Raw genomic sequence first — 13,094 nt, forward strand, 5'->3', positions numbered from 1 at the left:
AGCTTAATCTCCGCACGTGCTTTCGTGTAAAGGCACAAGGTTATCAAAACGTGCCTGTATCTGTTCTTTAGTGGGCTCCTTTTCTTGTACAAATATAGCTACATTGCCAACCAGGTTATTTATGCGGGTCAATTCTTCCTCTGTTTTTTCGGACGGATGCTCATCTACCACACCGCCGTGAGCAGAGGCTTTTGGAAATAGCCAGTCTAGCACGTTGGCAGACGACACCTCTTCGTTGTGTCCTACGTTACTTTTCTTGCCAAAGAACGTTTCAAGATCCTGTTTCAGAAAATCATTCCAAACTTTTTGCTGATAGTCATTTTTATCGCCAACATATACATAGAAATTAGCTTTATCGGGTACGGTTGGCAGCACCTTGCCATATATCTTTACAGAGCTAGGTATAATACCAGCGTCGTACCGTCGCCCGAGCAATTCGTCCTCACCGCCAATGTAGTTCCATCCAAAGTACTTCAGAAACTCGCCGCCAGTCATACCGTTCCAATGAACGTGCGTCAGTTGGTCCATCTTATCGTGGAAGTCTATCGGTATACTGCCAACTTCTGCACTACACGTAGTAGAATTACCGCTTACTACTTGAAATTCATCCTTTGAAAAGTTAACCGCTTTACCGTTAACCAGTATTTGTGTGCGGTAATGGTAATGCTGGTAAGTAGGCTTTCTGAGATGTTCAGGAGTAGATGCGTATACATAACCATACCATCCACCGACAAGCAGTGTAATCGCTGCCAGAGTAGCTGCCGCATAAGCAGCTACTCTTTTACTAAGCTTCAGGGTACTCTTACTAGCTTGAGTTTTGTTTGATACTTCTGTCTCGCTCATTTTTAGTGCCCACCGTGCATCATCTGGTTCATTTCGCTGCTAGAGTAGCCCCAGTCTTGCTGCCATTGCTTCATCTCAACTATCTCCTTATCTTGAGCTGCAATGATGGCTTGGCTCAGCTGCTTTATCTCGTCGTGTTTCGCTCGTCCCGCCGACAGCTTAGCCATATCAACTGCTCCCTCGTGATGAGTTATCATCATCTCGATAAAGGCCTTGTCATAGGCGTCGCCCGATAAGCCCTCTAGTTGCTTATTCATATCCATCATAGACATTGAATTGTGATCTGTAGTCGTTGGCTGCTGTTCGGTAGCAGCGGGCGTATTTGTGTTTTTGTTGTCATCATTTTGGCTGCCAACCACATAGCCGCCGAATCCAGCTGCTGCGATAAGTGCAACCATTACTACTGCGATTATACTCTTATTTTTCATAGTTATCTCCAATCCTTAGTTATCTGATTATGGTTTAGCCCAATAACTTATTCCATTCGGTTTTTTACCAACGCTAATACGAGCAACTTCTTTTCCAGCGTTATTATCAACCACTGAAACGTCGTTACTCTCCATATTTGTAACGTATGTGAACCTATCATCTGGCGACACAACTACACCGTGAGGAGCACTGCCGACTGGAATAGTTTGAGTTGTCTTTGCTTGTTCCAAGTCTACTTTGTATAAGTTGTTTCCAGCTGGTTGACCGAAGTCATTACCCTGGTCGGCGACGTACGCATAGCGGGAGTCAGGCGATGGATACAGCTGCAGGGGTCCTTTTGATTCATTTGGTAGGGGTGCATAGCGTACCTTGCTACTCGAAGTATCTACGATAGCGACACTCTTGCTGGTGAAGACTGACGCTAGAGCATACTTGCCATTTGCGGTCACGCCAGTCTGAACAGGAGTTCCGTTAAGCGGAATATACTCGAATGTAAAGGTCGAGAGGCTCAGCTTGCCGATACTTTTATCTCCCATCAACGCAACATAAGCGTATTTGCCGTCAGGAGATACACGCAGACCGTGCGGCCCTGCATTAGCCTTTGCACTTGCGGTTGCAACAACCGTAAACGTCTTAGTGTCGATTTTGTACACTTCAGCCTTGTTTTGTGAAGTAGCCAATGCGAATCTACTGTCGGGCGTAAGCACCACGTGTGCCAAGTGGAGGTCACTACCTATATCAATCCGCTTGGTTATCTTATCGGTTAAGGGGTCGATGACAACGACTTGATCAGAACTGGTAGATACGTCATTGTGTCCTTCACCGGCATACGCAGTCGGGAACAGTTTGTTCAATACACGTGTCTTCAAGCTCGCAGTATGATTTGCCATAGCATTTGCAGTAACCCATACAGATTTGCCATCTGGTGCAACCTGGACGTTGTGTGCCATATACATTGCTCCATCTGCATTTTCTTTATTGGCTAGTTCTATCTTTGCAATGACAGATTGTGACTTGGGGCTAATTACGTCTATTCTCCCAGCGTCTTCGGCTGCGACATATACTTTATCATTAGCGATTTCCGCTCCCGTAACAGGGAAAAGTAGATAGGCAGCGACCACTACAAGCAGTACAGATACTCCGCCAATTAGCCATAGATATTTTCTTTTCATTTGTACTCCAAAATTACCTTAAAGTGTGTTTGCGTGAGGACAAACACACTCTCAAGCTCTGAAGACACCGTACAGAATATAAATCGGTATCTTTGGTGGTGGTTTAACAGAGTCTGCATATCTCTCTTGGCTTACTATGCTGTCGTTAAAATGCCAGCCTTCCGTAAGCACATAGAAAGGTACGACTGGTTCGTCATTTTCTTCGCCATTATTAGAATCTAGGGATTCTTCTTTACTAAACACAGCCGTTCGACATAGTGTGGCACATGAAGCTGAATCACTTGAGCTGTGCTTCATACCGCTATTCATCTCATGAGACATTGCTGGCATTGCAGAAGTGTGAACCGAAAAAGATACTAAATTCAGAAGCAATACCGCAACTATAAGGGCTGTATTCTTTAGTGTTATTAGGTATTGCACGTCTATTTAGCTCTAATGTTATTAAGCTCGTAGAGTTTCATAAGTTCTTCGAGAGCTATTGTTTGCTCTTTCTCTTTACCAGAAGCAATCATATCGGTGATATGCGTAGTGATGTGGTTTTCTAGGACTAGCTTATTAAGAGAGGATAGCGACTTTTGTATTGCAAGGGACTGGGTCAAGATGTCCATGCAATAGTCTTCGTTTTCGATCATCTTTTGGACACCACGCATTTGACCCTCAAGTATCTTAGATCGGTGCAGTGCGCGTTGTTTTAAGTCAGATATCATAACCTAAGTATAGTACCCCCAGGGGGTATGTCAAGCATCTTATCTCCAATTTGTAATGCGGGTAAATTTAATCATCTGATTAGCTAGCTCAGTAGATACCGTTCTCCTCATAACTTCCTTGCTGTAGCTTTGAGAAAGTATATTCAGACTCCCTTCCCATAGTATTGTTTTATCTATGACTGCTAACTTGCGGTGGCGCATGTCATCGTAAAACTTAACCCTAACTCCTGCTACTCTGAGTTGCTTTATAGATTGCCATGCTTGAATCTGTAATTCTCGATCATGATGCCTCGGATTACGCGTGTTGATACGCACCCTTACACCTTTCCTGGTTAATCCCCTGAAGATAGGCAGAAGTGTATCAGTTCTTTTGCACGCAATGAATGGGCTTTCAATAATAACCTCATGAGTTGCATGTTTAAGGTCACGTTGAAATGTGCAATAGAATGTAGTTTCAGAGTGCAGTGCAGAGGTTAGTAGCTCGTTGGCTGACGATCTTGAGAATCGCCATTGCCTAAACATTTTTTTGCTCCTCTTTACTAATTTTTGATGGTAAATTTACATCACTTTTGTCGATCGTCACCCCTATTAAAGTTCTATAATCGTTCTGAAGCTCCTGCCAAAGTACTTATACTTAAAACCTGAGAGGGTATTTTTGAATATCTATTGACAATATCACTTATATGTGCTAGTGTGTATGACAGCTCGCCACACCCGCTTCAACCAGAAAGGGGCTATCATGCCCGAATTCCACTACTCATGCACGTGGTGCACGTGGTCTCGTGTGCTGAGCACCACCGATCCACACGGTCCCATCGTCGAGGTGAACCTCACGCCAGTTCATGACTGGGCGTCTGAAGTCGCCCAAATCAGAATCAGGTTCCACGGAACACCCTTCGGCCACTGCTCGTACGACAAGGTCACCACCGAGTTGCCAGCAAGAGTCCGTCAGCAGATGGTCGAGAAGTTGGGTGAGGAACTCACCGAGCGCCTCTTGACCGAGGACTTCCTGCCTCAGATCGACTACGAACTGTATAGGAGGTACTGCAACGGGGGCGCCAACCTCGAAGATATCCATATCAATGCAGAACTATACCGCAAGTGAGCTCAAGGGCTCGCTTGCAGGACCAACCCAAATCTTTACCTGTTAAAGTTTTGGGTTAATTAGTAAGCGGGCTGAACCTAGATCGTCCGCGCCAATTATCTCATTGCTATTATACTAAGCAGGCTACCTATTTGGTTAACCAACCACTGCCAGTAGAATTTATGTATTATCTTTCAAGATAGCTGGAGCGATATACTGAGCTATTTTTTATTCAAAACCATTGATCAAAAACCAATATTATATAATGATAGTGATCATCTAAGCTATCTACTGAGCTGAGTTTGGCTTACCCGGACAAGAGTTTGGATTCTTATAGCATTCTGTATCTGTACCCCACATGTTACCGCTGATAGTTCGGTTTTTAGCACCAGCGTCAAAGGCATAAATACTACCTTCAATACTGAATTTTGGATATTTAGACTGTGCGGTGTAGACGTTATCAACTATCTGAATAGACTGAATACCTGGTGCACCACCATAAAAGCGCATTGGATAATAACTACTACCAGAAATTTGATTGTGCTTTATTACATATGACTTATCTGGATTTGAATCCTCATCAGCATACACTACTACTGAACCAGTTCCATTAAAGGCCGGAGAGCTACTATTATCTCGACAGCCTGGTCCGGGGCCATTTGAAAAACCACCCGTCGTACAGGCTTCGTAGCGATTACCAATGATAGTATTTTCTTCAATATTCACCGTACCATTATTACCGGTAAAATAGATGTTTGCAGCATGACCTTCATACCTAGTGGCTGAATGAAACGGCTTGTCATCGTAATCATAAATATAATTACGCAATAAGCTAATGACAGACCCCGCATCTAAACTACCCCCACTATCGATATTATGTGAACCACCCCTAACTTGTGAATACTGAATATTATACTGTGCATAATAAGCTCGAACATTATACTCAAAACGATTACCATCATCTATTATGCAGTGGTCAAAGGTAATATTTTTCGGCCTAACTGACTTATCGCTGGGATTTCCTAAAAATAAGAAGCCATTTTCCGAAGTTGCCGTACCGGTATAAACTATCTTGCAATTTTTAAAGGTTATATCACTTGCCGTAATGTAAATACCTCGAGGATTCGTAGCATTTATCTGAATACCATCAAAAGTTTTTCCATTATCCGCTGCCGTGAAGTCGCGCTGAGGCATTGATGTAAATACAGTCCCAGCTGCAGGTCCAGTATTTTCAAGCGTGGCCGGCCACGTCCAGGCACTCACTGGAGAAACGGTTGCTGTGGTGATTGGCGGCAGTGGTGTACTAGCTGGAGTTTTGTAGCCAAATTGGCTATCTTTTGTACCAACCGGCTGGCTAGCTGACTGAGGCGATGCAGCTTGCGACATCATAATTACTGTTGTGCCAATCACTGCAAACAAAACAGCAAACAGAGACAATTGTTTGTAATTATATTTTTGCTTCTTCTTTAGTTTTACCTTCATTTATAGACCCTCTAGATTAAGTATATTTATAGCATACTCCCCCCCCATATAAATTACAAAGTTATTATGCTAGATCGCCTGGTGCATGTAACACCTCAAGTATATAGTCACATTAAGTACTAGTTTTGTCCTGATATATCCTTACTGGAAATAAATCCGTCAAACCTTAACTAGTGTATGTCATAGATAAATCATTATATAATCTATAATTTTTCCCAACGATTGAATACATAAGCTGTATAATATGTAGCATGAGTAATGACGAACCCAATCATCAGTCATACGAACAGGCTGTCGAAACCAAAGTTGTCATACCGCTGGTATTCTTGATTGTAAGCATCATTATTATAGAGTTTTTGCTAAAAAAGACATTTTCTCATAATGTATGGCTGGTAGCTGGAGTGCTAGTTGGTAGCCTTATCTTTGCTCTCAGTCATCACATTAAGTCACTTCAGTTTGGCAGACGGCATGCCATTTACCTCACGCTCTACCACTTAGTTTTGGCATCCGTCTTAATATTTATTGTCCCAATCCAATCATATTATCTACTTATCTGGGCAATCCTAGCATACTTAAGCGAATTCTATTATCAGGCAAAAGGGATTACCATCAGTCTGATTGGGCTACTTATTACCATCGCCCTTGGAACTTGGTATCAATTTAAACCCATTACTGTTAATGAGCTGTGGCAGGCTGGCACATGGTTTGTAGTACTGTCCATTGTTATTCTTATGCTCAGTAGAGTTATGCTTGGCAATCGTAAAAAGCGCTTGGAACTATCAGAAAAAATTATCCATGCCGAATACGAGCATGAGCGCATGATTAATCTTATCAATAGTATGACTGAAGCCGTCCTAGCTATTAATGAAAAGGGCACCATCAGTATTTATAATGCAGCCACAATGGACCTCTTGGATACCAATGTTGAGCTAGCAGGAAAAAATATTGATGAAGTGGTACATATTTTTGATGCCCAAAAACAACCAATAAGCCTACTAAAGATCGCTCAGGAAACCCGCTATCTACAGAGGCGCTCTGATGTATTTTTGCACTTTGGCGAAGATGATACTATCGCTCTGGAATTAAATATTAGTCGCACTGAACTACGTTCAGCTCTTTCACAAAAGCAAGGCTTTACTCTACTATTGCGTGACATTACCCAGCAAAAGAGCCTTGATGAAGAGCGAGATGAGTTTATCTCGGTCGTTAGTCATGAATTACGTACTCCCATTACAATTGCTGAAGCCAATGTCTCGATGGCTGAACTTCTCGATAAAAAAGCCGATAGTAAGCCAGAAGAAGTTCAATCAGCCCTAGAAAAAGCCCACAAGCAAGTACTATTTTTGTCCGATATGGTGAATGACCTATCGACACTATCTAGGGCTGAACGGACCGATAAAGAAATGGAATTAGAAACTTTTGCTACAGATGATATTCTAGCCGAGCTAGTCAGTACTTATCGACCGCAAGCTGAGGAAAAATCACTCTACCTCAAGTTAGAAACTGACACCATGCTACCAAAATTGACCACTTCACGCCTGTACTTAAAAGAAATATTGCAAAATTTTATTACTAACGCCATAAAGTATACTCAGACTGGTGGTGTTACGGTGCGAGCACACAATAAGGAAGGTTTTATTGCAATCAGCGTAGCCGACACGGGTATTGGTATTTCTAAGAGCGAGCAAGATAAGGTCTTTGATAAGTTTTGGCGATCCGAAGACCCCCTCACTCGTCAAACTGGCGGTACCGGACTGGGTCTCTATATTACTTCTAAGCTGGTACGTCGAATTGGTGCACAAGTTGATTTTCAGAGTGAACCAAAACACGGATCAGTCTTTGTACTAAGATTACCAATAGTGGCTACTCAAGAAATCGATAAGAAAAACGTTATCAAGAAAGAAGTCGAAAATATCCTAGAATAGCTTAAGCTTTCTTATTATTTTTGATTAGCAGAGTTATGGCCATAAAGACTCCTAGCAGTGCAAAACCAACCATAAGTTGCAATGATTGCGCAACAGTAATTACACCATCACTACTGGCTCCAAATGGCATCAGCGCAAATACAATAAATACAATGGCAAATACACCACTTAATACTCTCAGGCGCACTTTATCGCGAAGCAACTTTGTATCTCTGCCTTGTCGCCATAATGCTAACGATATAAATATACTACTGGCATATTGAAACGACAAGATAGCCATGTATCCTTGAGAAACTGGATTATTAATAATAGTAAAAGTACCCTGCTGAATGGTAGTAACTGGCATTACCGACAAATCACGGACAGCAAAAAAGATAGCTACTGCTGTAAGCGCGATACTCGCGCCTATTATCAATAATCGTACCAACCTATTGCGTGGTGAATATATTCTGGCAACTGTCGCCCAAAAGAAGACCCCACCAACAACCTCAAAAATAGATGACACTAAAAATGCCACGGTTAAGTATTCAGAATTATCCGTTAAAATAGCTGGAATTGTAGCTACCGACATAGTCAGGGCATAACAAAAAGTTGCACAACCTAAATAGAAGGAAACTTTATTCTTAGTTTCCTGATAAGACCGAAAACTAGCTATCGTAAAAATAATCAATATTGGTACGCCTAAAAGCGTATGTATGTAGTTAGTGGGAAAATTCATTATTTCAAGTCCTTCTTATGGCTAGCTAAGTACATACTTACAACCAGAAAAATTGCAACCAATATGTGTATGATGGCTACAATATATGAAAAAGAGTTACTCGCAACATCTATGCTAAGGATAGGTCTTAAAACATACATTCCTCCAACAATAACAAAAAGTATCGCCAGCGAAAAAAGCCGTAGCTTTTTATAAGCACCCACAGCCGACCTTCCTTGTAGCATAAATCTAATACCTAAAAGTAGCAGACTTCCGTACTGTATCGCAGTAACAATCTGGTAACCTTGTGAAAATGCGAAGTCAATCTGCCACACTCCATCTACATATAGCATAGTTACTGGATGTGCCATATTTTCAGCAATTGAAAAATAAACACCAGCCATAATCAATATCAGCTCGCACACAATCACTGCTATTCGAGCCAATCGCTTACCCGGCAAATAAATCCTCACAACCGCCAACCAGAGCCAAGCTAAGGCGATAAATTGCAGTATATCTCCGGCAATCGTACCATATGTTAACCAAATACTGGTTGGTTCAGCCAGCAGAGGTGGTAGGCCATAGCACAGCATAGCCAAGAAAAAACTTAAAGCACTTAAGCCAAAATAAAAGTTAAGTTTATTCTGGCTGATACGCCGAGCTGAGAAACTACGCCAAGCAATAACGGCTAAAAATGGTATTACTAAGTACCAGTGAATTGTATTAAGCGGAAGTCGCATCTTCGCACATTATACCACTTATGTATTAATAAAATAGGCCTACTATGTATAATTTCCATCTTAAGCCCATAAGCTAAAGTATTATTGGAGAAATAAATATCACTTACCAAACTTTAATTTCGTATTCGTAAACAAAAAGTCATCCTTCATAAACGGATGACTTTATAAACCCTACCTACATGGAGCCCGCGAAGGGACTCGAACCCATAACCTACGGTTTACAAAACCGTTGCTCTACCAATTGAGCTACGCGGGCAAAAACGATTATATACTAGTGTTTTTTATTATTCTTTTCTTCACAGCCCCCGCAAATAGTCTGTAGGCCGGCCGATTCTCTTTTTTATACACTATTTTAACACCAAGACTAGTAGAACAGTTCTTACATACCAATTCACTATCGCTAGTGACAAAATTAATCATTCGGTCAATATACATTCTCTTAAGATGGCCAGATCCATCTTTTTGATAATAACACAAGTGTGTATTGCAGTTCTCGCACCGTATATCCAAGATACGAGACCAGCCACCACGTGCCCTACTGTATATATCGCGTTTCATAATAATGGTGCAGGGGGAGGGATTCGAACCCCCGAAGGCATAAAGCCGACAGATTTACAGTCTGTTGCGTTTGACCGCTTCGCTACCCCTGCGTATCTTTTGGTGGAGCCCAAACCGAGGATTGAACTCGGGACCTCTTCCTTACCATGGAAGCGCTCTACCACTGAGCTATTTGGGCGTCTATTTACTCGAAGTAAACAGAGCCTAGTCTATCATTTTAAAGGTTTTATTTCAATGCTCAAGCTATAAAGCGAGCGCTATATTTCTTAACAGCTGGGCTATCGGGGCTAAGTTCTTGGGCATTTATTATGGACTGCCTCACCTTATCCGGCTGGCCGGCCACATCATAAAACCTAGCCAAAGCCAGCAGTCGAGACACTGAAGTCTCAATACTATTAGCTTTCTCCATGGCATTAATCGCCTCTTCAATGCGCTTCTCATGATACAGTACAGTGGCTAGATTTTGCCAATCTGAAGCACTATTTTGAGATTTTACAGCAAACTCGAAACACTCGGCTGCATCCTCATAATTATGTAAGTGCGAATATACCATACCTAAGCGCCGATAGGCTTGAATATTCTTATGATCCAACTTCAAGACCTTGAGATAAGCCTTTTCCGCTGCCATCCATTTTCGTTCATCATAATAGCGTCCCGCTGACGCTATAAGTCGCTTGAGCTGACTATCATGCGTGATGGCCTCATTGTCTAGGCCGGCATTCAAATAGTGGGCCAGCTGATTATAGCTAGACCGGATGATGTACCAAGTTAAAACTGCCAATAAAATGAAAGCTACGAGCTCAAGCATGGCTCACATCCCCTATGCGCAATGCGCTAGCTTCAAGCAATAATCGTAGATTACCGCTTTTTTGTGCGCTCATCAGGCGGGCCTGAAGCCACTCGGCAAATGCAAAATTATGTTGTTGTTGACTATCACGTAATAGCCGCTTAGCGAAATCTAGTTGTTGATCGCGATTTGTCAGGCTGGCTATATAAGTAAATCTCTGCGGAATAGTTTTATTAAAAAAATCTGCTTGATCATCCTGCAGTGCCGTCTTGGCTGTCTGCACCGTAACGATTTGTGAACGCGAGCGCAATGTTGGCATCATCCGTGCCACAGTTGGCGTTAAAAGCATGAAGAAAACCTGTTCCGGTGGCTCTTCTAGCGTTTTTAATAAAGCATTGCCAGCCTCTACGGTCATATTCTCCGCTTCTTCTAGAACTATTATCCGAGGCTCTCCACCAAAAGAAGCCATTGAAAGCTCATGCAAAATATCTGCCGCTATCTCTCTAGTTATTTTTCCTTCAGTATTAAGATACATAAAGCTAGTTGAGCGTACGGTATGGCCCGACTGACTGATGATTGTCTGTCCAAGCTCCTGCGCCCTCTCTTTGCGCTCCTCATTAGTTCCACCAGCGATTATAAAAGCCTGGGCTGTAATTGGTACTTTATTATTCTGCGTCATAGTGGCAACCATACTTATTCATTGTAGCTTGAAAATCACTCGGAAGCGAAGCGGTAAATATTTGTCGCTCGCCATTGGGTAATACCAGGCCAAGGCTACGGGCGTGTAGCATTTGACGCGCCACACCATCTTGCCTGCCATAGGTTACATCACCAAGTATGGGGTGCTTAATAGCCGATAAATGAACTCGAATCTGATGGGTTCGCCCAGTACGTGGTCGCGCCTCAACTAAGGCTACTCCGTCGCCAAATTGGAGCTGCGAAACTATAGTTTCAGCTGGCTTACCGAGTGGATCAACTCGCATTACGCCAACGCTCTTACCAGCTGGCGTTAGGCCAAACTGTAGCCGCTTCACTCCCCGGCCAAACTCACCCCAAACTAATGCCCAGTAAATCTTATCAACTCGACGAGCCCGAAAAGCCCCTTCTAGATGCGCTCGAGCTTTTTGGTTGCGAGCCAGTATCATCACGCCGGAGGTATCCTTGTCTAAACGGTGAATTATGCCTGGCCGCATTAATCTGTCGTCATCAACCAAATGAGCAAATGTGCCAGCTAAACTTGGCTCTTCCTTACCGGGCTTAGGGTGGGCAATAATGCCAGCTGGCTTATTCACGACAATTACATCGTCATCCTGATAGATAATCTCTGGTACTTCAGACGCAACAAGAGCTGGCTCCAGGTGAGCTGGGCGCTCCAAAATCTCAATCCGCGAGCCAAATGCTACTTTCTGAGATGGTTTAGCCAGTTTATTATCAAGATACACCTGACCATCAGCTAGCGCCCGTTGCCATAAAGTACGACTTATCTCAGGTATTAAAGCCACCAATACGGCATCCAATCGCCGTTCAGCCAAGCGACCATCAACAATAAAGACTTCCCCCTTGCGAGATTTTCCCCCTGCCATTAAACTAAGTCACTCACCTCAGCTAGCTGATCTTTATTACCCAACACTATCAGGGCATCACCGGCATAAACCACCTCATGCCCCGATGGATTTACCTTACTTAAGCCATCGGCTGAGTTTAGGGCTAGAACCGTTGCCCCTAATTTATTACTATAAATATGACTTAATTGCTTACCGGCTAGCTCACTATCTTCTTTTACTCTAACCTCCACAACTGCTAGCTCACTATTGTTATTAGTAGCTAAAATCTCCAAAAAATCGACCACACTAGGACGAGTTAAGGTGGTAGCCATATGGTAAGCCCCTATCTGGTACGGCATGGTGGTACGATCGGCGCCAGCCCGGAGCATACGATCGCGGTTTTCATCACGATTAACCCGGGCCACAATAAAAATATGTGGATTAAGCTGCCGACTAGCTAGTACGATAAATAAATTAGCACTATCAGAGCCTAGTGAAGCTACAATCCCCTTAGCTCGATCCACGCCACAACTTCTTAGAACTTCCTCCTTGGTTGTGTCGCCTACTATTGCGGTATAACCCTTAGCAATCATAGCTTTTACCCGATCTTCGTCTTTATCAACACAAATAAACGGCACATCATCATCAGCTAACTCATCCGCCACTTGTGAGCCAACCCGACCGAGTCCGCAAATAATATAATGATCATGCATTTTTGCTGTAATTCTTTTCATATGCTTTCGGCGTAAACCGTCACCTAGACTTACTATATAGTCCGCCAGCACTTTGAGCAAATAGGCCACCACAACATAGGAGCTAAGAACCAGGAAAAGGACCATCCAGCGACTTTGTGGATCCTTAAAGCCATAGTGATCAAAGTGTGAAAGTAAAATTAGAATAGTTTCATAGATCGACTCGGAAAATGATATTTTGGCCGTAGAAATAAAAGTAGCCGTCCCAAGAGCAATAAGGCAAATGGTAGCAATTAAAATATTCCTAAGTAATCGTCTGTCTAGCACGGATTTGTAAACTTTATTACCATAACCATTATACGGGTTTTAGACAGATGATATAAGCCAATAAAAAAGACTCTTGTCAGTGAACTAAAGAGTCTTTTTTATAATGC

Annotated in this window: 14 protein-coding genes and 3 tRNA genes; 2 read left to right on the forward strand and 15 right to left on the reverse strand. The window is 42.7% G+C overall.

Annotated elements, in window-relative coordinates:
* Nucleotides 1-3 precede the first annotated feature (3 nt).
* The 5 genes from IPM44_02400 to IPM44_02420 all read right to left on the reverse strand — a co-directional run bounded on the left by IPM44_02400 (nt 4) and on the right by IPM44_02420 (nt 3,673).
* Nucleotides 4-843, reverse strand: coding sequence for a hypothetical protein (locus tag IPM44_02400; protein QQS26558.1), 840 nt, complete (start codon nt 841-843; stop codon nt 4-6).
* A 2-nt stretch (nt 844-845) separates the two neighbouring features.
* Nucleotides 846-1,271 carry a DUF305 domain-containing protein gene (locus IPM44_02405; GenBank protein ID QQS26559.1) on the reverse strand — a complete coding sequence of 142 codons (426 nt, stop codon included), beginning with the start codon at nt 1,269-1,271 and terminating at the stop codon, nt 846-848.
* Between the two features lie 27 nt (nt 1,272-1,298).
* Nucleotides 1,299-2,444 (reverse strand): beta-propeller fold lactonase family protein, encoded by a 1,146-nt coding sequence (locus IPM44_02410; GenBank protein QQS26560.1) that lies wholly within the window; start codon nt 2,442-2,444, stop codon nt 1,299-1,301.
* 422 nt (nt 2,445-2,866) lie between these two features.
* Nucleotides 2,867-3,151, reverse strand: coding sequence for a metal-sensitive transcriptional regulator (locus tag IPM44_02415; GenBank protein ID QQS26561.1), 285 nt, complete (start codon nt 3,149-3,151; stop codon nt 2,867-2,869).
* A gap of 39 nt (nt 3,152-3,190) precedes the next feature.
* Nucleotides 3,191-3,673 (reverse strand): hypothetical protein, encoded by a 483-nt coding sequence (locus IPM44_02420; GenBank protein ID QQS26562.1) that lies wholly within the window; start codon nt 3,671-3,673, stop codon nt 3,191-3,193.
* A 175-nt stretch (nt 3,674-3,848) separates the two neighbouring features.
* Here IPM44_02420 and IPM44_02425 point away from each other — a divergent pair, with 175 nt between their 5' ends.
* Complete coding sequence (locus tag IPM44_02425) at nt 3,849-4,256, forward strand: hypothetical protein (protein QQS26563.1); 408 nt, start codon at nt 3,849-3,851, stop codon at nt 4,254-4,256.
* A gap of 267 nt (nt 4,257-4,523) precedes the next feature.
* Here IPM44_02425 and IPM44_02430 read toward each other — a convergent pair whose 3' ends face one another.
* Nucleotides 4,524-5,717, reverse strand: coding sequence for a hypothetical protein (locus tag IPM44_02430; GenBank protein ID QQS26564.1), 1,194 nt, complete (start codon nt 5,715-5,717; stop codon nt 4,524-4,526).
* Between the two features lie 251 nt (nt 5,718-5,968).
* Between IPM44_02430 and IPM44_02435 the strand changes: the two genes are divergently transcribed.
* Nucleotides 5,969-7,642: a hypothetical protein gene (locus IPM44_02435; protein QQS26565.1), complete on the forward strand. Its 1,674-nt coding sequence runs from the start codon at nt 5,969-5,971 to the stop codon at nt 7,640-7,642.
* 1 nt (nt 7,643) lies between these two features.
* Here IPM44_02435 and IPM44_02440 read toward each other — a convergent pair whose 3' ends face one another.
* The 9 genes from IPM44_02440 to IPM44_02480 all read right to left on the reverse strand — a co-directional run bounded on the left by IPM44_02440 (nt 7,644) and on the right by IPM44_02480 (nt 12,987).
* Nucleotides 7,644-8,360 (reverse strand): hypothetical protein, encoded by a 717-nt coding sequence (locus tag IPM44_02440; protein QQS26566.1) that lies wholly within the window; start codon nt 8,358-8,360, stop codon nt 7,644-7,646.
* Nucleotides 8,360-9,079 carry a hypothetical protein gene (locus IPM44_02445; protein QQS26567.1) on the reverse strand — a complete coding sequence of 240 codons (720 nt, stop codon included), beginning with the start codon at nt 9,077-9,079 and terminating at the stop codon, nt 8,360-8,362. Before IPM44_02445 ends, IPM44_02440 begins: the two co-directional genes overlap by 1 nt.
* A gap of 180 nt (nt 9,080-9,259) precedes the next feature.
* Nucleotides 9,260-9,335 (reverse strand) — tRNA-Thr (locus tag IPM44_02450).
* A gap of 307 nt (nt 9,336-9,642) precedes the next feature.
* A tRNA-Tyr gene (locus tag IPM44_02455) sits at nt 9,643-9,729 on the reverse strand.
* Nucleotides 9,730-9,740: 11 nt separating this feature from the next.
* A tRNA-Thr gene (locus IPM44_02460) sits at nt 9,741-9,815 on the reverse strand.
* 60 nt (nt 9,816-9,875) lie between these two features.
* Complete coding sequence (locus IPM44_02465) at nt 9,876-10,445, reverse strand: hypothetical protein (protein QQS26568.1); 570 nt, start codon at nt 10,443-10,445, stop codon at nt 9,876-9,878.
* Nucleotides 10,438-11,103, reverse strand: a complete 666-nt coding sequence (locus IPM44_02470) for a hypothetical protein (protein ID QQS26569.1) — start codon at nt 11,101-11,103, stop codon at nt 10,438-10,440. The genes IPM44_02465 and IPM44_02470 overlap by 8 nt, the downstream gene beginning before the upstream one ends.
* A complete protein-coding gene (locus tag IPM44_02475; GenBank protein ID QQS26570.1) occupies nt 11,090-12,007 on the reverse strand; it encodes an RluA family pseudouridine synthase in 918 nt (305 codons plus the stop codon). The genes IPM44_02470 and IPM44_02475 overlap by 14 nt, the downstream gene beginning before the upstream one ends.
* Nucleotides 12,007-12,987 (reverse strand): NAD-binding protein, encoded by a 981-nt coding sequence (locus tag IPM44_02480; GenBank protein QQS26571.1) that lies wholly within the window; start codon nt 12,985-12,987, stop codon nt 12,007-12,009. Before IPM44_02480 ends, IPM44_02475 begins: the two co-directional genes overlap by 1 nt.
* Nucleotides 12,988-13,094: the final 107 nt, after the last annotated feature.

The sequence above is a fragment of the bacterium genome (assembly GCA_016700035.1).
Classification (GTDB): Bacteria; Patescibacteriota; Saccharimonadia; order CAILAD01.